The 22,476-nt window shown below is 70.6% G+C and carries 17 protein-coding genes, 1 pseudogene and 1 CRISPR repeat array; of the genes and pseudogenes, 13 read left to right on the top strand and 5 right to left on the bottom strand.

Features of this window, described 5'->3' with window-relative positions:
- Window positions 1–18: 18 nt before the first annotated feature.
- Window positions 19–737: direct repeats of the CRISPR family, unit length 29 nt; unit sequence GGGTCCATCCCCGCGTGCGCGGGGAGCAG.
- Window positions 738–983: 246 nt separating this feature from the next.
- From cas3 to UWG_RS0106895, 12 genes and pseudogenes are all read left to right on the top strand, one after another.
- Entirely contained in the window at window positions 984–3,923 is a 2,940-nt protein-coding gene (cas3, locus tag UWG_RS0106945; RefSeq protein WP_193386417.1) for a CRISPR-associated helicase Cas3', read from the top strand.
- Window positions 3,913–5,640, top strand: coding sequence for a type I-E CRISPR-associated protein Cse1/CasA (gene casA / locus UWG_RS0106940; protein WP_016906477.1), 1,728 nt, complete (start codon window positions 3,913–3,915; stop codon window positions 5,638–5,640). The genes cas3 and casA overlap by 11 nt, the downstream gene beginning before the upstream one ends.
- On the top strand, window positions 5,637–6,302 hold the full coding sequence (casB, locus tag UWG_RS0106935; protein WP_016906476.1) for a type I-E CRISPR-associated protein Cse2/CasB: 666 nt from the start codon (window positions 5,637–5,639) through the stop codon (window positions 6,300–6,302). Before casA ends, casB begins: the two co-directional genes overlap by 4 nt.
- Window positions 6,303–6,311: 9 nt before the next feature.
- The gene (gene cas7e / locus UWG_RS0106930; protein ID WP_016906475.1) at window positions 6,312–7,520 is read left to right on the top strand and encodes a type I-E CRISPR-associated protein Cas7/Cse4/CasC; all 1,209 of its coding nucleotides are present in this window, start codon (window positions 6,312–6,314) and stop codon (window positions 7,518–7,520) included.
- Window positions 7,502–8,209 carry a type I-E CRISPR-associated protein Cas5/CasD gene (gene cas5e / locus UWG_RS0106925; RefSeq protein WP_016906474.1) on the top strand — a complete coding sequence of 236 codons (708 nt, stop codon included), beginning with the start codon at window positions 7,502–7,504 and terminating at the stop codon, window positions 8,207–8,209. The genes cas7e and cas5e overlap by 19 nt, the downstream gene beginning before the upstream one ends.
- A complete protein-coding gene (gene cas6e, locus UWG_RS0106920) occupies window positions 8,209–8,955 on the top strand; it encodes a type I-E CRISPR-associated protein Cas6/Cse3/CasE (RefSeq protein ID WP_016906473.1) in 747 nt (248 codons plus the stop codon). The genes cas5e and cas6e overlap by 1 nt, the downstream gene beginning before the upstream one ends.
- A gap of 3 nt (window positions 8,956–8,958) precedes the next feature.
- The gene (cas1e, locus tag UWG_RS0106915; protein ID WP_016906472.1) at window positions 8,959–9,921 is read left to right on the top strand and encodes a type I-E CRISPR-associated endonuclease Cas1e; all 963 of its coding nucleotides are present in this window, start codon (window positions 8,959–8,961) and stop codon (window positions 9,919–9,921) included.
- Window positions 9,918–10,268: a type I-E CRISPR-associated endoribonuclease Cas2e gene (gene cas2e / locus UWG_RS0106910; RefSeq protein WP_016906471.1), complete on the top strand. Its 351-nt coding sequence runs from the start codon at window positions 9,918–9,920 to the stop codon at window positions 10,266–10,268. The genes cas1e and cas2e overlap by 4 nt, the downstream gene beginning before the upstream one ends.
- Window positions 10,269–11,095: 827 nt before the next feature.
- Window positions 11,096–11,938 (top strand): annotated as a pseudogene (locus UWG_RS34235) (FAD-dependent monooxygenase); the annotation flags it as partial.
- 361 nt (window positions 11,939–12,299) lie between these two features.
- Window positions 12,300–12,536, top strand: coding sequence for a hypothetical protein (locus UWG_RS0106905; RefSeq protein ID WP_016906470.1), 237 nt, complete (start codon window positions 12,300–12,302; stop codon window positions 12,534–12,536).
- A 272-nt stretch (window positions 12,537–12,808) separates the two neighbouring features.
- Entirely contained in the window at window positions 12,809–14,032 is a 1,224-nt protein-coding gene (locus tag UWG_RS0106900) for a Clp protease N-terminal domain-containing protein (RefSeq protein ID WP_016906469.1), read from the top strand.
- A gap of 355 nt (window positions 14,033–14,387) precedes the next feature.
- Window positions 14,388–15,362 (top strand): TIGR03557 family F420-dependent LLM class oxidoreductase, encoded by a 975-nt coding sequence (locus UWG_RS0106895; RefSeq protein WP_016906468.1) that lies wholly within the window; start codon window positions 14,388–14,390, stop codon window positions 15,360–15,362.
- A gap of 194 nt (window positions 15,363–15,556) precedes the next feature.
- Here UWG_RS0106895 and UWG_RS0106890 read toward each other — a convergent pair whose 3' ends face one another.
- The 5 genes from UWG_RS0106890 to UWG_RS0106870 are packed head-to-tail and all read right to left on the bottom strand — an operon-like array spanning window position 15,557 to window position 20,355.
- On the bottom strand, window positions 15,557–16,282 hold the full coding sequence (locus UWG_RS0106890) for an SDR family NAD(P)-dependent oxidoreductase (protein WP_029391229.1): 726 nt from the start codon (window positions 16,280–16,282) through the stop codon (window positions 15,557–15,559).
- The gene (locus UWG_RS0106885) at window positions 16,279–17,124 is read right to left on the bottom strand and encodes a polysaccharide deacetylase family protein (protein WP_016906466.1); all 846 of its coding nucleotides are present in this window, start codon (window positions 17,122–17,124) and stop codon (window positions 16,279–16,281) included. Before UWG_RS0106885 ends, UWG_RS0106890 begins: the two co-directional genes overlap by 4 nt.
- Complete coding sequence (locus tag UWG_RS0106880; protein ID WP_016906465.1) at window positions 17,117–18,259, bottom strand: C45 family autoproteolytic acyltransferase/hydrolase; 1,143 nt, start codon at window positions 18,257–18,259, stop codon at window positions 17,117–17,119. The genes UWG_RS0106885 and UWG_RS0106880 overlap by 8 nt, the downstream gene beginning before the upstream one ends.
- A 13-nt stretch (window positions 18,260–18,272) precedes the next feature.
- Window positions 18,273–19,574, bottom strand: a complete 1,302-nt coding sequence (locus UWG_RS0106875; protein ID WP_237720009.1) for an MFS transporter — start codon at window positions 19,572–19,574, stop codon at window positions 18,273–18,275.
- Between the two features lie 52 nt (window positions 19,575–19,626).
- Window positions 19,627–20,355 (bottom strand): SDR family NAD(P)-dependent oxidoreductase, encoded by a 729-nt coding sequence (locus UWG_RS0106870; protein WP_016906463.1) that lies wholly within the window; start codon window positions 20,353–20,355, stop codon window positions 19,627–19,629.
- A gap of 245 nt (window positions 20,356–20,600) precedes the next feature.
- On the opposite strand from UWG_RS0106870, the gene UWG_RS0106865 reads away from it, so the two are divergent.
- On the top strand, window positions 20,601–22,289 hold the full coding sequence (locus UWG_RS0106865) for an ABC transporter substrate-binding protein (protein WP_016906462.1): 1,689 nt from the start codon (window positions 20,601–20,603) through the stop codon (window positions 22,287–22,289).
- Window positions 22,290–22,476 lie beyond the last annotated feature (187 nt).

Raw genomic sequence — 22,476 nt, 5'->3', positions numbered from 1 at the left:
CTGGGGGAGGCGTACGTCGGGTCCATCCCCGCGTGCGCGGGGAGCAGGACTCCCCCTGGACCCCCGAGCAAGCGGCCGAGGGTCCATCCCCGCGTGCGCGGGGAGCAGTTTCTCCCGACGTGCTTTCACCGATGTATCCGGGGTCCATCCCCGCGTGCGCGGGGAGCAGAGCTTCGATTTGCCCAACTCGCCAAGGATTTTGGGTCCATCCCCGCGTGCGCGGGGAGCAGGGTTTGAGGGAACTCGATCTCTCTCCGGAGGGGTCCATCCCCGCGTGCGCGGGGAGCAGGCACCACACCGAGTAGCCCCACCTTCGGAGGTGGGTCCATCCCCGCGTGCGCGGGGAGCAGCTGCACGGTGGGCGTCCGCGCGGTCAGGGGTTGGGTCCATCCCCGCGTGCGCGGGGAGCAGTCGGCCGCCTGTCCGGCGGCGGCTTCGCCCTGGGGTCCATCCCCGCGTGCGCGGGGAGCAGAGCACATGCTCGGGGTGGGCTTGGAAGTAGCGGGGTCCATCCCCGCGTGCGCGGGGTCCATCCCCGCGTGCGCGGGGAGCAGACCTCGGTGCGGCCGAGCAGCCGGGAGAAGTAGGGTCCATCCCCGCGTGCGCGGGGAGCAGGCGAAGCAGGGAGAGATCGTAAGGAGTATGGAGGGTCCATCCCCGCGTGCGCGGGGAGCAGTAAAACCTCCCGCTGGCAACAGCGAAACGCGGGGGTCCATCCCCGCGTGCGCGGGGAGCAGTCTCCCTGACCTGCGCTTTCATCCCAAGACAAGCCTCTCCCAAGCAACTTCTGGGAATTCGGTCATTTCACTCACCCTGCCCAAAGCACCCACCAACCGACGCATCCACACACCACATCACACCAACCACATCCCCACCCTCTGAACTCGATCACCCGCTCCAACACACTGACAAACAGAAGAACTTACCGATCAAATTCGCTCAACACCCTGACACCACCCCCATCACAGGATCTAATCCTCCGCATGCCCATCGCCCCTCCTCCTCCGCCCCATCTGGGCGAAACCCTGTCGCTCCCGGCCCGAAAGGTATGGGCGAAGTCCGACCAGCGCGACGGCGGCAGGAGCGGTGCTTGGCTGCCGCTGTGGCGGCATATGGCGGACAGCGGCGCGGTCGCCGGCTTGCTGTGGGACCACTGGTTGCCGCGTCAGGTACGGCAGTTGGTGGCCGAAGCCCTGCCGGGCGGGGAGGAGCACGCGCGGCTGCTCGCCGTGTGGCTGGCGACGGTGCACGACGTCGGCAAGGCGACACCGGCCTTCGCCTGCCAGGTGGAGGACCTTGCGAGCGCCATGCAGGACAGCGGGCTGGTGATGCCCACCCGACGCCTGCTCGCCGACCGCAGCACGGCACCGCACGGCCTCGCCGGACAAGTCCTTCTGGACGAATGGCTGGAGCAGCGCTGGGAGTTCCCGAAGCCGGCGCGCGGGCAGTTCACCGTCGTCGTCGGGGGACACCACGGCGTGCCGCCCGACGCCGAGCAGGTCAGGCTACTCCGCGGCAGATCCGAGCTGCTGCGTACGCGCGGCACGAGCGAGGCCCTGTGGCGGGGCGTCCAGAGGGAGTTGCTCGACGCGGCCGCTGCAGCGAGCGGCGTGACGGAGCTCCTGCCGGCGTGGCGGGACGTGCGGCTTCCCCAGCCGGTTCAGGTATTGCTGTCGGCAACGGTCATCGTGGCGGACTGGATCGCGAGCAACCCCGACCTCTTCCCCTACTTCCCCGAGGCGCAGGAGCAGACCTCCGCCGAGCGGGTCGAGGCGGCCTGGCGGAGGCTCGAACTCCCCACAGCCTGGCGGGCGGTGGACCCACCGCGGGAGGCGGAGGCCCACTACGGCGCCCGGTTCGCCCTCCCGCCCGGAGCCGGTGTGCGCCCGGTGCAGGCGACGGCCGTGCAGCTGGTCCGCGAACTTCCCGAGCCCGGCCTCCTGATCGTCGAGGCACCGATGGGCGAGGGAAAGACGGAGGCGGCGCTTGCCGTGGCGGAGGTGTTCGCCGCCCGGTCGGGCGCGGGCGGCTGTTTCTTCGCGCTGCCCACCCGTGCGACAGGCGATGCGATGTTCCCGCGCCTGAAGAAGTGGTTGGACCGGTTGCCGGACGAGGACCGCGACCGCGGCGCGCACTCCGTCTTCCTCGCCCACGCCAAGTCCGCGCTCAACCCGCACTACACGGCGCTGATGAAGGCCCCGTCCCGTCCGCTGGAGCTGGCACTGGACGAAGTGGGGACATCCCGCGAAGGCAGAGACGTCTCGCACACCGCCGAACTGGTGGCCCACCAGTGGCTGCGCGGCCGCAAGAAGGGGATGCTCTCCTCTTTTGTGGCGGGCACGATCGACCAGTTGCTCTTCGGCGCGCTCAAGACCCGCCACCTCGCACTGCGTCACCTCGCGCTGGCCGGCAAGGTGGTCGTGATCGACGAGGCGCATGCGTACGACGCGTACATGGACACCTACCTGGACGGAGCCCTCGCCTGGCTGGGCGCCTACCGCGTACCGGTCGTGGTGCTCTCGGCGACGCTCCCCGCCGCGCGCCGGAGGGAGTTGGCCCGCGCGTACGCGGGAGCACAGGCGTACCCGGACGCATCGAACACGGACGGGACCACGCACGCCTACCCGCTGCTCACCGCCGTCGCCCCTGGCGGCACGGCGATCGAGCGCGCCCCGGCCGCCTCAGGGCGGGCCGCGGACGTCCTGGTCGAGGCGCTGGCGGACGCCCCGGAGGCGCTCGCCGACCGCCTCGCCGTCGAACTCGACGCCGGAGGCTGCGCGTTGGTCGTCCGCAACACGGTGGACCGGGTCCGGGAGACCGCTGCCGTCCTGCGCGGGCGCTTCGGCGCGGACGCGGTGACGGTCGCGCACGCGCGCTTCGTCGACCTGGACCGCGCAGCCAAGGACACCGATCTCCGCGAGCGTTTCGGCCCGCCGGAGGACTGCGCGGAGCGGCGCCCCGGGACCGCGCACATCGTGGTGGCGAGCCAGGTCGCCGAGCAGTCGCTCGATGTCGACTTCGATCTCCTCGTCACCGATCTCGCCCCGGTCGACCTCGTCCTCCAGCGGATGGGCCGCCTCCACCGTCACCAACGCGAGCGCCCACCGCGGCTGCGCACCGCCCGCTGCCTGATCACCGGCGTCGAGCCGGAGGGAGGAGGCGTCGAGTGGACCGCCGCCGACGGACCCCCGCCCACACCGGTCCGCGGCTCGGCGGCGGTGTACGGGGCGTGGCCGCTGCTGCGCGCCGCAGCGGTGCTCCGGCCGCACCTGGACGACGTACGTCCCGTACGGCTCCCGGCGGATATCAGCCCGTTGGTGCAACAGGCGTACGGTGCGGTCCCGCAGGGCTCGGCGAGCTGGCAGGACGCCTTGGCCGCAGCGGAAAAGGCCGACGAGGCCCGGCGGACCGAGCAGCAGGATAAGGCCGGGAAGTACCGGCTCACCGCACCGAAACCGCCTGGGCGTTCGCTGCTGGGCTGGATCGACGCGGGCGTCGGCGACGTGGACGACACCCCGGCCGGTCGGCAGCAGGTACGCGACGCCGAGGAGAGCGTGGAAGTGCTGGTCGTGCAGCGCACCGCCGACGGCACCCTGCGCACCCTGCCCCACCTGCCGCCGGACCAACGGGACCGGGAGCGCGGCGGGTTGGAGCTGCCCACCGCCACACCGCCGGACCCGCACCGTGCCAGAACCGTCGCCGGGAGCGCACTGCGGCTGCCGCACCACTTCTGCTACGCGACCGCCGACAGAGCCGTGGCGGAACTGGAGGAGCTGTACGTCGACGCATGGCAGGGGCGCGACTGCCACTGGTTGGCAGGGCAGTTGATCCTCGCGCTCGACGAGGATTGTCAGTGCTCTCTGGCAGGCTTCGAACTGCGCTACTCGCCCGACGACGGCCTTGAGGTGACCCGTGCCCCGTAACACCCGCGCAGCGGCCCACGAAGCCGAAGTCGTGCCTTCCTTCGACCTGACGACCCAGCCGTGGCTGCCCGTCCTCCTTCGCGACGGTGTCGAGAAGGAGCTTTCGCTCACCGATGTCTTCCAACAACTGGAGAACATCCGACGCGTCCCGGGCGACCTGCCCACCCAGGAGTTCGCCCTCGTACGACTGCTGTTGGCGGTGGTGTACGACGCACTTGACGGCGGCCCGCCGACGCGGGAGGCGTGGGAGGAGCTGTGGCAGGGAGAGTTCCCTGCCGACAGGGTGACGGAGTATCTGTCGCGTCATCGGGAGCAGTTCGACCTGCTCCACCCGGAGCGTCCTTTCTTCCAGGTGGCGGACCTGCGGACGGCCAAGGACGAGATCCACTCGCTGGACAGGATCGTCGCGGACGTCCCCAACAACGACCGGTTCCTCACCATGCGCGCGCACGGCGCCCGGCGGTTGTCCTTCGCCGAGGCGGCCCGCTGGGTGGTGCACGCGCAGGCGTGGGACGTCTCGGGTATCAAGTCAGGCGCAGTGGGCGACCCCCGCGTCAAAGCCGGCAAGGTATACCCACAGGGCGTCGGTTCGACCGGAATGCTCGGCGGCGTCCTCGCCGAGGGCGACACCCTGCGCGAGACGCTGCTCCTCAACCTGATCCCCCGCGAGGACGACGCTCTCCTCCGGCACGACGACGGCGACCTCCCCGTATGGCGCCGCCCGCAGCCGCCGGGAGCGGCTCCGCTCACCGAGGCGGAGGCCCGTCCGTACGGGCCGCGCAGCCTGTACACCTGGCAGTCCCGCCGAGTGCGGTTGCACCACGACGGCCGGGAGGCGTACGGCGTCGTGCTCGCCTACGGCGACCCGCTCCCCTACCGCGACATGCACGACCGCGAGCCGATGACGGGCTGGCGGCGCAGCCCGCAGCAGGAGAAGAAGCTGCGCAAAAGCCCCGTCTACCTTCCGCGCACGCACGACCCGGCCCGCACGGCCTGGCGGGGCCTCGCCTCGCTGATCACCGGCCATCCGCCCGCGGCGCAAGGGGCGGGCAGCGGCGGGGCGCCCGGGATCGCACCGCGCGTGCTGGAGTGGCTGGGGCGCATGGCCGAGGAGAGCGACGCGCTGGGCAGGGACCGCCTGATCCGTGCCCGGCTTCTGGGCTGCGAGTACGGCACCCAGCAGTCGGTGGTCGCCGACATGGTCGACGACAGTCTGAGCCTTTCGGTCGTGCTGCTCTCGCAGCACGACCGCGGCCTCGGGAACGCCGCGGTGGAGGCCGTCCAACTCGCCGAGACCGCGGTCTGGTTGCTGGGCAACCTCGCCGCTGGGCTGGCCCAGGCCGCAGGCGCCGACGAGCCGACCCCGCGCGCCGAGGCACGCGACCGCGGCTTCGGCGAACTCGACGGCCCGTTCCGCCAGTGGCTGGGCTCACTGCGCTCGGACTCGGACGCCGCCGAGCGGCTCGAGGACTGGCGGCGCACCGCACACAGCCGGGTGCTCGCGCTCGGTCTGGAGCTGGTCGAATCCTCGGGCGAGGCCGCCTGGGAAGGCCGCGTACTGCCGACCGCCAAAGGCGGCACGTACTGGCTCAACTCCGCGAGCGTGGAGCGCGGTTTCCGCAGGGAGCTGCGCACCCGCGTCCTGAGGCCGGAGGACGACGCCCCACCCGGCCGCGACGACGCACCGCCGAACCGACCCGAGGAGCCCACCCCATGACCACCAGCAGCCCGGCGCCCGCCTCCGCTCGGCGGGAAGCGTACGAGCTGAGGCTCGTGGGCAGTACGGTGCACGCCTTCCTGGAACCGCTCCAGCGCGGCTACCTGAACGACGAGGCACGGGCCGTCGCCCAGCTCGCCCAACTCCGGCGCGGCGCAGGCAAGTCGGCGGAGGAGGTACCGGAGCTGTTCGGCCTGACCGGCACCGAGAACCTGTACACGCACGGGGACCGCCCGGGGAGGCACGCGCACGATGCCGTCCACCTGGCCGTCACCCTGTACGCGCTCCACCAGCAATCCCAACGCACCGCCCGAATGCACGTCCGCGGCCGCCGACTCGGCGGCGCCGTCCGCGAGTTGATGCCGCCCGGGGAGATCGACGAGCCGCTCCGCCGACGCTTCGTCCGCGTCGCCGGGGCCGCCTCCGCGAACGTACTGGCTTACCGACTGCGGGAGTTGGTCCTGCTACTGCGTCGCGCGGGCGAACCGCTGGACTACGCCCGGCTCGCGGACCAGATCGAGCAGGCTCTCGATCCGCACCGGCACCTGCGGACTCGCCAGGAATGGGGTCGCGAGTTCCACTCCTGGCGGCGGAAGACGGACGAAGACGTGCAGTCGCCCGACGAAGGCGGTTCACCCGCCACCGACCAGCCCACTCAGTGAGGAACCCCCGTGAGCCGTACGATCGTTGACATCCACGTCCTCCAGACGGTCCCGCCGAGCAACCTGAACCGCGACGACACGGGCACGCCCAAAACCGCCGTCTACGGCGGGGCGCGCCGATCCCGGGTCTCCAGCCAGGCTTGGAAGCGCGCCACCCGCACCGCGTTCAAGCAGCTCCTCGACCCGGCCGAGTTGGGCGTGCGCACAAAGAAGGTAGCCGAACTGATCGGCGAGACCGTCAGGGAACTCGAGCCCGAAGTCACTCAGGAGGAGTCCTGGGAGTTGGCCAAGGCCGTGGTCGAGGCCGGTACGGGGTCCAAGCTCGCCGTGCCGGAACGCAAGAAGCCGAAGAAGAGCCAGGAGGGCGACGCCGCGGCCGAGGAGGCGAAGCCGCTGCCGCCCGAGTCGTCGTACCTGATGTTTCTCAGCGCCCAGCAGCGGCGGGGGCTCGCCGAGTTGGCCGTCGAAGGCCGTGGTGACATCGCCGGCTTCCTGAAGGGCAAGGAGAACAGGGAGCGCGCCCGGGAGATCGCCGACACCCGCCACTCCGTCGACATCGCTCTTTTCGGCCGGATGGTGGCCGACGGCGCCGACATCAACGTGGACGCCGCAGCCCAGGTCGCGCACGCCCTGAGCGTCCACGCGGTGGAGAACGAGTCGGATTACTACACGGCGGTGGACGACGAGAACGAGGAGGACGAGACGGGCGCCGGAATGATCGGCACCGTCGAGTTCAACTCGGCCACGCTGTACCGCTACGCCGCACTCGACATCGACCGACTCGGCGAGAACCTCGGCCAGGGGCTCGACGAGAGCGCGGCCCCGGCCGCACCCGTGCGCCGCGCGGTGGAGGCATTCGTCCGCGGCTTCGTTTCCTCGCTGCCGACCGGGAAGATCAACACTTTCGCGCACCACACACCACCGGACGCCGTCGTGGTGAAGCTGCGCGAGAGCCGGCCGGTCAGCTTCGTGGGTGCGTTCGAGGAGCCGACGATGGCCGAGTCCGGCAGCGGCCACGTCCGACAGGCGAGCGAGCGGCTGGCGGAGCAGATCGCCGAGGTGGAGGAGAAGTTCGGCTCGACGGCCCTGGCGACCTGGGTGGTACCCGTCGGTCGCAATACCGCGAAACTCGCCGACGTCGGCACCGCTGTCACCCTCGACGAGCTGGTGGAGGGCGTCGGCGCGGCGGTCGCGGAGCGGTGGAGCGGTACGCGGTGAGTGTGCTGCTGCTCCAGCTCGCCGGGCCTCTCCAGTCCTGGGGTGCGGCCTCCCGCTTCCCCCGGCGATCCACGGAATCCGCGCCCACGAAGAGCGGCGTCGTCGGGCTGCTCGCCGCGGCTCAGGGCCGCCCCCGCACCGCGGACCTGTCCGACCTCACCGCGCTGCGCTTCGGCGTGCGCATCGACCAACCCGGCGCGCGCGTACGGGACTACCACGCCACGCACCATCAGGTGAGCGGCAAGGCGATGCCGATCACCGAGCGTTTCTACCTCGCCGACGCGGTCTTCCTCGCCGCCGTCGAAGGCGAACGGACGCTCATCGAGAAACTCCACTCAGCCGTACAGGCGCCGCACTTCCTGCCCTTCCTCGGCCGCCGCGCCTGCCCGCCGGCACGCCCGCTCGAACAGGGCATACAGCACGAGACGGACCTGGAGGAGGCGCTGCGGAACCACCCGTGGCTCGCCTCCCCGTGGTACCGGCGGAGGGCGGCACCAAAGCATCTTCCCGTGCTCCTGGACTCCGCCCCGGACGATCAACCCGGCGACATCGTGTCCGACCAACCGCTCAGCTTCGATCCGCGCCATCGCCGATACGCCCGCCGATCGGTGCGGCACGACACCGTCCCGCGGCCCGGCGCGCACGCGATTCCGGCGCACGACCCGATGCTGCCGCTGGAGGACGACTGATGTACCTCACCCGCTTCCGCGTCAACGCCGCGCGTTCGGGGGCCCGTTACCTCCTCTCCTCTCCCCAGCGGCTCCACGCTGCGGTACTCGCCGGCTTTCCCTGCCTGCCCGCCGATCCGGCCGACCGGCCCCGCATCCTCTGGCGGCTTGACCACCGCACTCGCACCGACGTGCAATTGTACGTCGTCAGCCCCGACCGCCCCGACCTCACGCACCTGGTGGAGCAGGCAGGCTGGCCCGCCCTCACCGAACCCGACGCGCCCGGCTGGGAGAGCCGGCACTACCGCCCGTTCCTGGGACGCCTGGCCAAGGGCGACCACTGGGCGTTCCGGCTCACCGCCAACCCGGTGCACTCCATCCGCCGCCAGGAGGGAGAGCCGACCAAGCGCACCGCCCACGTCACGGCGCGCCACCAGCTCGGCTGGCTGCTCGGACAACAGGCGCGGCACGGCTTCGAGCTCCTCCCCGGGGTGGCGCCGGACGCCGAGGACCCGCTACACCGGTATGCCGCAACCGTCCACGGCCGACGCGACCTCGCCTTCCGTAAACGCCCCGACGACCCGACACCGCGCACGAACCCGAAAGACGGAGGCAGGCGCGGTGGCGCGGTCACCCTCGTCACCGTCGCCTTCAGCGGCCGGCTCGAAGTCACCGACCCGGACGCCCTGCGGAACGCTCTCACCCAGGGCATCGGCCGCGGCAAAGCGTACGGCTGCGGACTGCTGACCCTGGCGCCGGAGGGGTAGCCGGTGACCACCGTCGGCAAGCGCGGCGCCTCCTCCCCACGCGAACTCACCCGGATCGGCGACCGGTTGTCCTTCGTCTACCTCGAACGTGCCGTCATTCACTGCGCCGACAACGCGATCACCGCCGCCGACGGCGAGGGCGTACGGCACATCCCCTCCGCAACCATCGGCACCCTGCTGCTCGGACCGGGCACGAAGGTCTCCCAACAGGCGATCCGTCTCCTGGGAGAGAGCGGCGTCGGTGTCGTCTGGGTCGGTGAACACGGTGTGCGCTACTACGCGGGTGGCCGGGCGCTCTCCCGTTCCTCCGCCATGGCAGGGGCCCAGGCACGGCTGTGGGCGAATCCCCGGACACGGCTGGGCGTCGCCCGTGCGATGTACGCGCTCCGGTTCCCGGACGAGGACCCGGCCGGATGCAGCCGCCGCAAACTGCTCGGCATGGAAGGCGACCGGGTCAAGGCGTGCTACCGCGCGGAAGCGACCCGCACCGGCATCCGCTGGCACGGACGCCACTACACCCAGGGCGACTTCGCGTCCGGTGACGCCCCGAACCAGGCCGTCACCGCCGCCGGGCAGTGCATGTACGGCATCGCGCAGAGCGTGGTGGCAGCGCTCGGTTGCGTCCCGGGGCTGGGTTTCGTCCACTCCGGCCACGAACTGTCCTTCGCGCTCGACATCGCGGACCTCTACAAGACCGAGATCGGCATCCCGGTCGCCTTCGAGGTCGCTGCGGAGAGCCCGGAGGACATCGGCGCCCGCGTACGTCGCGCCCTGCGCGACCGCGTCCACACCGCGGGGCTCCTGGAGCGCTGCGTCCGCGACGTGAAGACACTGCTCGCCCCGGGGATGACGCCGAGCGCCGAGGAGGAGTCCGAAGACCCACTGCACGACCGGGTATCGCTCCAGTCCGACCGCGGCGAGGACCTGGAGTCCGGCCGCAACCTCGGCGAAGGACTGATCTGGTGACCGTGATCGTCCTCTCCAACTGCCCCACGGGGCTGAGGGGTTACCTCACCCGCTGGCTGCTCGAGGTCTCCCCCGGCGTCTTCGTCGGCAACCCCTCGTTCCGCATCCGCGACGCACTCTGGTCAGAGGTGCAGCAGTACGCACGCGACGGCCGCGCACTTCTCACGTACACCACCGACACCGAACAGGGCTACACCTTCGAAACCCACGACCACCACTGGCAGCCCGCCGACCACGAGGGCATCACTCTCATCCACCGCCCTACCGAGCAACCCACCACCCCCGCACGCACACCGCCCCGCAAGGGCTGGAGCACCACAGCCAAGCGCCGCCGCTACAGCCGCTGAGTCGGGGCACCGCGTGCATCTGTCGTACCGAACGATTACGCTGCCGCTGTCTGCCATCCGGCGGCCAGGAAGCCATGTTGACAGATGCTCCCTGCACAAGCGGGGATGATCCCTGACTGTCTACGGTTTCTCTGTGCTCCTCGCGCATGCGGGGAAGATGCGCTCGGCAGTCGCGTCCGGCAGGCTAGTCGATTGGCGTGGCTGCCGAGCTCCCTGCATTTCGGCTCGCTCGATGCTGAGGACTACCCGGGCCACCCTTCCGCTCCCGCACTCGTCGCGCCGGAATACTAGGTACAACCGCTTGATGCGCCACAAAAACAATGCGGACGACGCGATAGCTAAGGTCGCTAAGTCCATGACTCTCTCCCCAGGCCGAGTACATAACGTGAAGAGCGGCCGGCCGATCACCACTCCAGCAACATGATGCCCCATCAGGACAGCGCATAGCAACTGACTCTCTACCGATTGCACCGGCGACGCTGAGGCAGACGAAGGCAAGCAGGACGAGGCCTCCTCGGCCGCAGCATGGCTGGTTGAACGCACGGCTACTTCTGCGCGTCCACGTGCCCGCTGCGTGTGATGCGTACTTCGTGAACCGCACACGTCACACACCATCGGCAAGAACGGATCGGAGTGGCGGCTCCTCACCCGACCTTCAGCTCCAGAGACCGTGGGCAACATCATCAAGCTGCCGATCACTGACCGGATGCCGTGCAAATCGGGATACGGAACAAGGCAGAACGGATCGATGTTCTCGACTGGAACGCCTCGCACGGACCCGCCGAACACACCGGTGTTGACGTACGGTTCGGCACCGAACTGTCGGCGCGGACGGCGACGGCGTCACGGCGACAGTGCGCACCCGTGAAAACCAAGGGGACTATCGCATCCGTGCCGACTACGCGAACGCTACCGACGGCCGTGCAGGCGCCCGGAAGCAGTCGGGCATCGGCGAGGACGGTCCCGGAGTGCTTCTCGAAAACGTATCGTTCATCTTCGAGGTCGATCTCGCCGTTCCCTACGGGAACGTGGCTTCCTCTCGCCTGCGTCGGCCAGCCGCGCACCGGCACGACTCCGGTCCCGTTGCAGTCGCTCGGCGTGCCGCGATGGCCCGCGCCACCGTGGAGGCCCCGATCTTGCCCAGGAGTTCGTCCGGCCGGTTCCCGAATGGCCGCACACGATCATCACCAGCACCGCGGGAGCCGGGGTCGCAGGCGCTACCGCAAGGACACGTGTTCATGGCCGGGGACGCCACCCACGTCGTCCCACCTTTGGTCTCCTCCGGTGCAAACACCGGCATCGCCTAGGCACACAACCTGGCCTGGAAAGTCGCAGCAGTTCTCCGCAGGCGGGCCGGCGCGGAGCTGCTGGACAGCTACGAAGCCGAGCGCCGCCCCGTCGCGGAGGTGAGAGCACGGACCGCGATTCAGCTCCTCGCAGATCGGCCTGCGGGCACCGGTGGCGACGCAGCGCGCTTCGACGACACTTCGTCCACCGGGTCGGCGACACACTCCACGACGCACAGGCCGAGTTCGCGCGCGTACGGCATCACCGACTCCGGCGCCTGGCTGCTACGGCCGGACGGTTTTGTCGTCCGGCGAGCTCGGACATTCCCCGAACAGCCGGAGCGCCGACATCAGCAGGCTGTCGCCGGGGCTTTCACCCGCTGAACCGAAGACGGCGGGACGTTCGAGCCGTCATCGGTGTAGGCATCGGCAAAGACGAAAGTCCTGCCGGAGGCCGTGCTGCTGCTCGTCGCTCTCACATCCGACGAACCGCCCATGGATTCCGGCCGTGTCCAAGAAAGTGGCCTCCACCCCGTGCAAATCGACTTCGTCTCGTTCGCCCGCTCTTCGATGCGGAAGTCGCACATACCCATGGCGCCGAGTCCGGTGCGTGAGACGTCGACGCCTCTGATTCGAGGAGGTATTCCGAACGTGGAACTTTTTCCTTCGCTCGCGTCATCCAACTCCTTGAAAGCACGGGGGACTGTTGGTCGGCACGGTCCGGCCTGTACTAAAGGAGGGACGTATGAAGTCGCGGCGTACCCGAATCGCCTACGGCCTTGCTGTCGCTGCCGCAGTGGTCGCGGTTCCGTTTTCGGCCGGCTCCGCCGCTGCCGACAGCTGGAGGACGATCGGCGGCGGTCCCCAGGTGTTCAGCAATATGCAGGAGTGCGAGGAGTACGCGGAGCAGGCGAAGGACCGGTACAAGGACACGCGCTGCTACGAGACCGAGAACGGCATCTACATGGACGCGCTGGTCTGAAGCCGTAGCCGGCTCGCGCGCAACAGGGATCACGCCACGCTGTTGGTGATGCGGGCGCTCGGTGACGTCGGCCTTCGAGACCCGGTTGCGGTCTTGAAGACCGACGTTCGTTCGCCAGCCCTGCGTTGTGCTCTCGAGCCAACACGCGGACTCGACGTGCGAGAGCACCGCTTTCCGTTATGGCACGGGCCGGTCGTCGGCTCCGTGAACACATCGCCGACTGCGGGAGGCGACGTCTTCCTCCTCTGGCACGCAACGGAAAGGGAAACCCGATGGAGCAGCAAACGCCCGACTGCAAATCCGGCACGACCGTCGAGTTCGAGGGGGACGTCTTCCTGCTGTTGCTGGAGGCGATGCGCCAGGTGGCCAAGCAGGAACGCGCGGACGTCGGCACGGAAGTCCTGCTGAGCGCGCTCGTATCGGGCGACTCGGCCGCGGGTTCCGCGATAGCTCCCGGTATGAACGCTTCCAGCTCACTCGCCGTTTCGATCGGGTGCCGGGCAGCATCCGTATGGATCAGCGACGACGCGGAGGACGGCGCGGCCGAAACCCCGGACGACGAGCGGGAGATCGACGCCTTCTGGCGCACGGTCCGGCAGGAGGAGGCCAAGAAGCTGCGCCGAAAGAACCGGAAGAAGAAGGAGCAGAAGCCGGAAAGCATCCAACTCCCAACCATGACCGGTGCGTTGCGGTCCTGCTTGCGCAAAGCGCTGGAGTCCGCACGGGAGGAGGGCACCGTTTCGGTACGCGTCCGCCACGTGGCGCGCGCGCTCTTCGAACTGCCCGATACGCGTGCCCGCGAGGCCATGACGGTGGGAAAGTTGAACATCCCCGCCGTGTCGAACGCGCTCGACGCGTTGCCGCGAGAGGGCGAACGGCCGGAGCCCGGCACGGTGTTGATACTGCGCAAGGCGGGAACCTTCGGGAAAGCCGGCAACCCGCTGACCCGCAAGTTCACCGCCTGGGTTTTCGGAGGCGGCGCGGGGTTCGGCTCCGCGATCGTGGGCGTGGTGCACTCGGAGGCACGGCGGGCGGCGGTGCGACGCGGGGCGTCGAAGCCGGAACCCGTCGACGTACTGCTGAGCATCCTGGCGCTGGACCGGTCGTTGACCGTCGCGGGACGTACGTTGCCCGAGCGTCTGACAGGAGCGAACCAGGGCGCGGAACTCCTCCGCCGATACGGCGCACGGCAGGACGCCGTCGTCCGGGTGCTGCTCCCCTCCACCGGCGTCACGGAGGAGCAGCCCCCGGAGATCGCCGACACCACCGACTTCGGCCGGCGGCTCCTGCACGTGGCGGAACTCACCGCCGCCGCCCAGGACTCGCCCACGGTCGGCACGACCCACCTGCTGGCCGCCCTGCTCGACGAGACCGGGACGGACGCCGAGTCCGCAGCGGAGGTCCACCGTGTGCTGACCGAGAGCGGGGCGGACGTCGCCGGACTGCGGGAGGAGCCGGAGCTCCAGGTGCCGCACGGAGCGGGACGAGCCGGCTGAACCCGGCTGTCGGCAGCCCGAGGACCGATCGGCATCATGAGACCGCCCGAGGGATGAGTCCGTTCGGTCCTTGCAGCCACCGCGAGCGGCCTTCCGTTCCCCGGGGCGGAAGGCCAGTCGGAACGACCGTGCTGCCCGACGGCGGCCGTGACGCGCACGAGGACGTTCCGGCAAGGTCCATCCGGTGACGTGATGGCCTCCGTCGACGTGGCAGCGCCGTATCCCGCTGCTCGCCTGTCAGTGTCTGCGTGATCTTCTCCGATCGACTGCTCGCCGAGCGGCCGCCGAGGCCGGTTGCCTGCGGAGCGGACGTCGATCGGCGCGGGCCGACAGCTTCGGCGGGAACGAGGAACTGGTGCAGATCGGATACAAGCTGTTCACGGAGGCGTTCGGGCCTGACGAATTGGTCCGGCAGGCCGTGCTCGCCGAGCAGGCCGGCTTCGATTTCGTGGAGATGAGCGACCACTATCATCCCTGGCTCGAGGCCCAGGGGCATTCGTCGTTCACATGGACGGTGTTCGGGGTGGTTGCTGCGAAGACCGAGCGCATCGGGCTCGCCACCGGCGTGACGTGTCCGACGGTGCGCTACCACCCGGCGATCATCGCGCAGGCGGCCGCGACGCTCGCTCTCGTCTCGGGAGGTCGGTTCACTCTCGGTGTGGGGGCCGGTGAGCGCCTCAACGAGCATGTCGTCGGCCAGGGGTTCCCGAACTCCGTGCCGGAGCGCCACGCCCGGCTGCGGGAAGCACTGGAGATCATCCGGCTGCTCTGGAGAGGCGGATACCGGTCCTACCGCGGCCACTACCTGCACCTGGACGATGCCCGGGTGTTCGACCTGCCGGAGGAGTCGCCGCTCATCGCGGTGGCGTCCAGCGGTCCGCTCTCCGCTCGCATCGCCGCGGAGCTGGGTGACGGGCTCTTCGCGACCGAGCCCAAGACGGAGATCGTCGGCGCTTACCGGGCGGCCGGGGGCGACGGACCGCGTTACGCCGAAGTGCCCATGGCCTGGGCTGCTGACGAGGAGACGGCCGCTCAGGCGGCGCTGAAGACGTCTCGGTGGGCGGTCGGGGGATGGAAGGTGATGAGCGAGCTGCCCAACCCGGTCAATTTCGCGGCGGCCACGACGACCGTCACCCAGCAGGACATCCTCGCCCAGTTCGCGTGCGGACCCGATCCGGCACGCTACGTCGAGGTCGCGCAGCCCTTCGTCGACGCCGGCTTCGACCGGCTGGTGCTGCAGAACAGCGGGCCGGACCCGGACGGGTTCCTCGACTTCTACCAGCGAGAACTGAGCGAGCGCCTGCGCGCGCTCACCCCGTCCTCCGGCTGACGAGAAGGCGGGGCAGGACAGCCCGCAGCCGCGGTCCCCGCACTCCGTCCGGGAGGAATCGCCGAGCCCACTCCCCCGGCCCCGTTCTCGGCCACGCCGCCGCCCGTAAGGCCGTCGGTCCCGCGCAGGACACCACGGGCGCACACGTCACCGACCGGAACACCCCCACGAACCCTGCGAACCGGCGCGACGCCTCAGGAGGTGTCCGACGTCAGCCAGTTGGCCGCGGTGGCGGAGCCGATGCTGTCGCCGCCGTCGACCGGCACGCTCTGCCCGGTGATCCATCCCGCGTCCTCGCTCAGCAGCCACGTGATGGCGGGCACGATGTCCCCGACGCGGGCGACGCGTCCCTGGGGGCTGGCGGCGGACACCGCCTCGACGTACTCCCTCGGCACCGGGCTCAGCGTGGATCCGACGTCGACGAATCCGGGCGCGACGGCGTTGCAGCGCACCCCGAGCGGTGCGGTCTCCAGAGCGAGACCGCGCACTACCGCCTCCAGCGCCGCCTTGGACGCGGCGTAGGCGGTGGTACCGGGACGAGCGCGACGCGCGGCGCCGCTGGAAACGAACACCATGGAGCCGCTGCGTCCGTCGGCCGCGCAGAGCCGAGCGAACTCGGCGCCCGCCATCAGCGCCGAGCGGGCGTTCACCGCCAGCAACCGGTCGAAGACGTCCTCGCTCGTGTCCAGTGCGTGATGGGCCGGGTAAAGGCCGGCGCAGTGCACCAGCGCGTCGAAGCCACCGGCGTCGGCCCAGGCGGCACGGACGAAGGGAGCGGCAACGCCGGGCCGTGCCAAGTCGACGTCGTCCTGCCCGGCGCCGGTGACGCACGAGCCGTGTGCTTCCAGGCGAGCGCGGACGGCCCGACCGATGCCTCCGTCGGCTCCCAGCAACAGGGTCCGCGCGGGTGTCCCGCTCATCGGACCGCCGCCAACAGCGCCGGACCGTGTTGCCGGGCGACGTCGGCACAGGCGGCGAAGCGGACACCCAGCTCGCGGCACTGCCGGAGGAACTCCTCCAGGGCGAGCATGCGGTCGCCGCGGCCGATCGCCTGCGGATGCAGGGTGACGGTCAGGACGCCGTCCGGCTCGTTGCGCACCATCCAGCGCACGTCGCCGAGGAAGCGGGCGAACATCGCGTGCGGGTCCTGCAGGCCAGGCATCACCATGCTGCCCGTACGCACGAACTCCAGGTGCGGATAGTCGTCCAGGGTCCAGGACACCGGCAGCTCGACGATCCCGCTGGGCCGACCGAAGACGTACGGGCCGTCCGGATCGTGACGATCGCCCGTGCGGGCCAGGTAGGGCTCGCTGTCGGTGCCCATCAGCGAGGAGTCGTAGGCGACGCCGATCTCCTCCAGCAGGTCCACGGTGTGCGGAGTGAAGTCGAAGCTGGGGGTGCGGTGGCCCGCGGGCGGGGACCCGGTGAGCTCTTCGACGAGGGCGGACGAGCGGCGCAGTACGGCCAGTTCCGCCTCGCGGTCGAGTGCGGAAACCGGTTCGTGGAGATAGCCGTGGAGGCCGATCTCGTGGCCCGCGGCGTGGACGGCGCGGCACTGCTGGGGGTAGGTCTCGACGGTGTGCCCGGGCACGAAGAACGTGGAGGTGATGCCGTAGGTGTCCAGCAGGCGCAGGATGCGGGGTACGGCGTGCGCGCCGAACTCGCCGCGGGAGACAGGCCCGGGGGTCGTCATCGCGCGGGCGGCCCACAGTGAGATCGCGTCGAAGTCGAAGGTGAGGCAGACGGTTCCTCGCTCAGGCATCGGCGGGCACCTCCGGGGGGAAGTCGACGGCGGGTTCGGCGCCGTGGTCGAAGAGGGTGTCCAGGTCCCACCGGGTGTAGGCATGCTCGCGGGGCGGGCCGGGGGCGATCCAGAAGGTCCGCGCGCTGAGGTCCATGACCACGGAGTAGACGGTGCAGACCTGGTCGGCGAGCGGTACGTCCGCGTCGGGGTAGCGGCAGATCCCGTCCGGGTGGGACCAGTCGTCCCGCAGGACCGCGACGACGTCGGCAGGACGCACGGTGCCGGCGGCCGCCGCGGGGGCGAGCAGATGGCGGGCGCGGCTGGGGCGGAGCTGGGTGAGCGCGCTGGTGGCGCCCTTCAGGTCGGTCAGCGGCAGGTCGGCGATGAAGTGGTTGGCGTGGGTGAGCAGGCCGTCCTCGGGCAGCAGGGTCGCGAAGACATCGGGTGCGAGTTCGAAGTCGACGGCTTCGCCCACGGCGTCGGCGAGCATGATGTTGCCCGAGGAGATGCGCTTCACGGGCAGCAGTTTGCGGTGCGCCTTGGACATGGTCGGCGCGTTCAACGCGCCGCGCAGCAGGAAGTGGTAGGGAACGCCGTCGCCGCCGGTGTCGCGGTCGGAGACCAACAGGTTGGCGCAGATGCCGAGTCCGGCGGAGTTCAGGCCGCTCTTGGCGAGCATCCCCGCCTCGGTCAGTGACAGCGCGGTGAACCCGGTGGTGTCGCGGGTGGCGAGCAGGAAGGTCACGTCGGCCTGTTCGGGATGCCAGTCCCAGTTCTGGGCGAGCAGCGTGTGGCCGTCGGCCGTCCGGGTCGGCAGTACCGACAGCGAGGTGCAGCCTTCGTCGCGGTAGCCGGTGCCGTAGAGGAGTTCGGTGCGTGCGTTGAGCGCGGCGAGCCGGTGGACGCTCTGTCCTGAGCCGACGGCCATGCCCTCGAGCATCGCGGCGATGGCCGGGTCGTAGGCGCGGGCCACCTCGTAGTAGCGGTGTCCCCAGCGGTCGATGTCCGCGTCGGCGAGACCGGCCTGGTGGCGGAAGCGTGCGTGGTAGGCGTCCAGGTTTCGGGCGATCATGTCCGCGGTGCGCGAGCCGAGTTGCTCGCCCATGTCGTGGTGGTCGCCTTGGACGGCGACCAGGGCGGGGCGGGTGGTCATGGCGCGGTTCCTTTCAACGCAGCGGGGAGCGGTAGGACTCGGGCATGGTGCACACGGTGAGGAAAGTGACGAGGGCGGCAGCGGCGGGCAGTGCCGCGACGGCGAGAGGGACACCGGTGGCGGCAACGATGCCGGAGGCGATGAAGGCGGCGGTGCCGCCGAAGGCCATGACGGAGAAGTTGTAGCCGATGCCCAGCGCCGAGTACCGCACGGACGTGGGAAAGAGCTCGGCGAGAGCGGCCGGGCCGGGGCCGGAGAAACAGGCGAGTGTCAGCGCGATGAGTATCTGCCCGATGTAGACGGCGGCGGCGTGGCCGGTCCCGAACAGCATCATCACAGGGAACGACAGGACGACGAAGCCTCCCGAGCCGACCAGCAGGAGCCTCTTGCGGCCGATCCGGTCGGACCACAGCCCGAACAGCGCGATGGAGACGGTGAGCACTCCCGTGCCGACCAGGTTGGAGACGCTCACGACGTCGGGGTCGATACCGGCCTCGGTACGCAGGTAGGTGGGCAGGTAGGTGAGGAAGAAGAAGTAGGCGACGGTCCAGCCGACGGTGAAGCAGAAGCCCTGGAACATGGCGGTCTTCTGCTGCGCGAAAGCGGTCCGCAGCGGGCTGCGGCGGGCCCCGGCCTCCTCGTCCTCCACGAAGGCCGGTGTCTCCTCGAGGCCCATGCGCAGCAGCACGGCGACGGCGGCGGTGATCCCGCCCAGCAGGAACGGCACGCGCCAGCCGTACGCGAGCATGGCTTCGTCGCTGAAGACGGCCGAGTTCGCGGCGACGACGGCCGCTGCGACGAGGAAGCCCGCCGCGGTGCTGACCTGGTTGAAGCTGCCGAAGACACCGCGCCGTCCGGGCGGAGCGAACTCGACGAGCATGGCGGCCGAGCCGGCCCATTCACCCGCTACCGCGAAGCCCTGGAACAGGCGCAGGACGACGAGCAGGACGGGGGCGAGGGCACCGATGGAGTCGTAGGTGGGCAGGCAGCCGATCAACGCGGTGGCCAGCCCCATCACCACGACGCTGAGGACCAGGGCGGGACGGCGGCCGAGGCGGTCCCCGATGTGCCCGAAGACGATGGTGCCCAGCGGCCGTGCGAAGAAGCCGACGGCGAAGACCGCGAAGGTGGACAGCACTCCCACGGCGTCGTTCTCGCTGGGAAAGAACAGCGCACCGAGAACGGTCGCCGAATACGCGTAGACGAGGTTGTCGTACTGCTCCATGAGATTGCCGACGCTGCTCGCGGCAAGCGCGCGCCGATGCTGTCGCAGGCTGGTGGGCGGTGCGCTCACCGCGTTCGTCGATGTTGACACGGCGCCTCCTGGAAGTGGTTTGAGGAAGGGGGTTGGCGAGTGGCGAGGCCCTCTAGGAGGCCGCGAGGTAGCCGCCGTCCACGGGGATGAGTGCGCCGGTGACGAACGAGGCCCCCGGGCCGGCCAGGAGTTCCACCACCGGTCCCAGTTCGGCGCTCTCGCCGGGCCGGTCCAACGGGGCGCCGCCGACGCGGACTTGGAACTCGTCGGGCGGAAGGTCGGCGAGCAGTTCGGTGCGGAAGACCCCGGGAAGGACGGCGTTGACCCGGACACCGCGTGGTGCCAGTTCCACGGCCGCGACCTTGGTGATCTGGTGCACGGCCGCCTTGCTGGCCTGGTACGCGACGGAGGAGGGGGACACCTGCGACGGAGGAGCGGTGGTGGCGCCGTAGACGGAGCCGACGTTGATGACGCAGCCACCGGTGGCGGCGAGATCGTCGGCGAACGTCTTGATTCCGCGCCACACGCCCCACACGTTGACCCGCAGGATGCGGGCGAAGTCCTCGTCGTCGGTGCCGACCACATCGGCGCGGGCGCTGATGCCTGCGTTGTTGATGAGGACGTCGAGGCGGCCGGCGCGCTCCCGGACCCGGGCGGCGAGACGCTCCCAACTGTCCGCGTCGGCGACGTCCAGAGCGACGCGGTCCGGCCAGTCGTCGCCGGGGAAGGACCGGTCGGCCCGGATCACGTGGGCCCCCGCCGTCTGGAGGCGGTCGGCCACGGCCGCGCCCAGCCCGCGGGCGGCTCCGGTGACCACGAGGACCTTGTTGCGCAACGTCACGGTGCATCCTTCCCTTCGAAGTGCGGATCACCGTAGGCGGGGGACGAGCCGCGGGGATCGGGCATCTGCCCGATGTGCGCCGGCGCCCGGGCGTGCTCTGCGGGTCGCGGGCGGACGCTTTCCTTGAGGCGGTACCGAGGTCGGCCTAAACTCGCCGACGGAGACCCCAGCAGCATGCGCGGTGGCTGGGCCCGGGCAACTTCCTGGACGGCTTCCGCCCCGGCCGGACCGGAGAGCACGCCTTCATGCCCGACACCACCGCACGTTCCTCGCCCTCTCCTCCCTCGCCCGAGCGCCGCTTCATGGAGATCACGGCGGCCGGTCGTCGCTACGTTTCCGACAGCGGCTTCTTCGCCGCCCGTCCCCACCTGGAAGAGATCGCCGGCCGCGCTCTGTCCCGCGCCGAGGACGAACCGGTGGGGTTCCTGGACGTCCGCGGCTCGTCGCTGATGCGGATCACCGTGGAGAGCACCGGTGGGCCACCGCGCACAGTGCGTCTGGAGGCGCAGCCGGCAACGCCCCCGTTCGGACTGACCGGACGGGAGCTGCAGGTGGCCACGTGCATGGCCGGCGGTCTGACGACACCCGAGATTGCGGGCGCGCTGGGCTGCTCGCGCACTACCGCTGCCACGCACACGGAGCACGTCCTGGCCAAGAGCGGCCTGAGGTCCCGGGCGGCCGTCGCCACGATGATCACCGCACTGCGGGCCCACACCCTGCCGGTCCCCACCGACGACCTCGTGCTCCCGCCCGCTCTGGCCGAACTGCTGAAGGCGCCCGTGCGGAACGTCCCGGCGCGGACCGGGCCGGAACGGCAGCCGATCACAGTGGGCCTGGTCTACCCGGCTGGTTCGGCGGCGGGCGTGACGGACCAGCGGCCGATGCGCCAGGGAGCGCTGCTTGCACTGCGCGAGCTGGAGGAGCGCGGCCTCGCCGGGCGCGCTGTGCGGTACACGGCGGTGGAGGCCACGGCTGACCGGCTCGCGCACGCGGTGGGCACCCTCGCCGAGGCGGGCGCGAACGCCGTGTTGCTGGGCAACTTCCAGGGCACCGCGGTCCCCTCCGCTGTTGCCCGTGCGGCGGGGCCGGGGACGCCGGTGCTGCACTCGATGATCGCGCCGGCACTGGCGGCGGCCGTCGACCGCGACCCGCACACGCTGAGCCATGTCTTCCAGGCCTGCGCCGACGAGAACGCGTATCTGTACGGGTTCCTGCGTACGCTGCGCGTCCTGGAGGCTTCGAGGGCGTGGCGTCCGCGCGCCAGGCGGCTGGCGCTGCTGCTGCGCCGCAGCACCTTCGACGACGTCTTCGTCGACGGGCTGGCACGGGCGGTGGAGCGGGCCGGGTGGGACTTGGCCTTGGTGGAGCGCGTCGACGAGCAGCACACGGCTTGGGACGCGGTCGCGCAGCGCTTGGAGCGCGCCGACCCCGCCGCGGTCTTCTTGTCGGTGCTGCCGGAGCACGCGCTGCGGGACTTCCTCATGACGACGGTCGCGCTGCGCACCCGCACACTGGTGCACACGGCCTGGGCTCCGACTGCGCCGGGATTCACCGAGCGGCTGGGCAAGCTGTCCCAGGGACTGGTGTGGTCCACCATCGTCGGGGTGCACGACACCCCGCAGGCCGCCGCGTTCGCACAGCGCTACCGCGCCTCCTACGGCGGCGACCCGGGGCTCGGCGCAGCGGCCGTCCACTACGACTTGGTGCACGCGCTGGCGGCGGCCTGGGCGAGTGTGGACCGGCCGTGGAACCACCGCGCGGTCCAGCAGCACCTGCGGACCGTCCCTTACCGGGGGGTGGCGGGCGTGTGCTCCTTCGCCGGCCCCGGCCAACGGGGCCTGGCCTACCCGGACGACACCCACGACCCGTCGACCGCACACCCTCACCTGGCATACCGCATCACGGGCGACCGACACCATCTGCTGCCCGGCTGATCGGCGGGGTTGGGCAGCTCCGCGGGCCACCGGCCGTCTCGGCCCTCCGGCCTCGACCCGGAAAATCGGGTCCTGCTCTCGGCCCCGACCGGTGACTCGCGAGACGACGCTCGACGAGCCCGCCGGCCGGAGCCGTGCGGCGACGCGGGCGCTGTCCGAGGGCAGGCCATCGTTGCGGCACCAGGGG

This window comes from Streptomyces xiaopingdaonensis, assembly GCF_000262345.1.
GTDB lineage: Bacteria > Actinomycetota > Actinomycetes > Streptomycetales > Streptomycetaceae > Streptomyces > Streptomyces xiaopingdaonensis.
Note: the sequence above shows the minus strand (reverse complement) of the source record. Positions and strands in the feature narration are given on the sequence as shown.

Excerpts from the sequence above, each read along its gene's own strand:
- cas3 (WP_193386417.1), top strand. The coding sequence starts at position 984 with ATGCCCATCGCCCCTCCTCCTCCGCCCCATCTGGGCGAAACCCTGTCG.
- casB (WP_016906476.1), top strand. The coding sequence starts at position 5,637 with ATGACCACCAGCAGCCCGGCGCCCGCCTCCGCTCGGCGGGAAGCGTAC.
- cas6e (WP_016906473.1), top strand. The coding sequence starts at position 8,209 with ATGTACCTCACCCGCTTCCGCGTCAACGCCGCGCGTTCGGGGGCCCGT.
- UWG_RS0106905 (WP_016906470.1), top strand. The coding sequence starts at position 12,300 with ATGAAGTCGCGGCGTACCCGAATCGCCTACGGCCTTGCTGTCGCTGCC.
- UWG_RS0106900 (WP_016906469.1), top strand. The coding sequence starts at position 12,809 with ATGGAGCAGCAAACGCCCGACTGCAAATCCGGCACGACCGTCGAGTTC.
- UWG_RS0106890 (WP_029391229.1), bottom strand. The coding sequence starts at position 16,282 with ATGAGCGGGACACCCGCGCGGACCCTGTTGCTGGGAGCCGACGGAGGC.
- UWG_RS0106885 (WP_016906466.1), bottom strand. The coding sequence starts at position 17,124 with ATGCCTGAGCGAGGAACCGTCTGCCTCACCTTCGACTTCGACGCGATC.
- UWG_RS0106880 (WP_016906465.1), bottom strand. The coding sequence starts at position 18,259 with ATGACCACCCGCCCCGCCCTGGTCGCCGTCCAAGGCGACCACCACGAC.
- UWG_RS0106865 (WP_016906462.1), top strand. The coding sequence starts at position 20,601 with ATGCCCGACACCACCGCACGTTCCTCGCCCTCTCCTCCCTCGCCCGAG.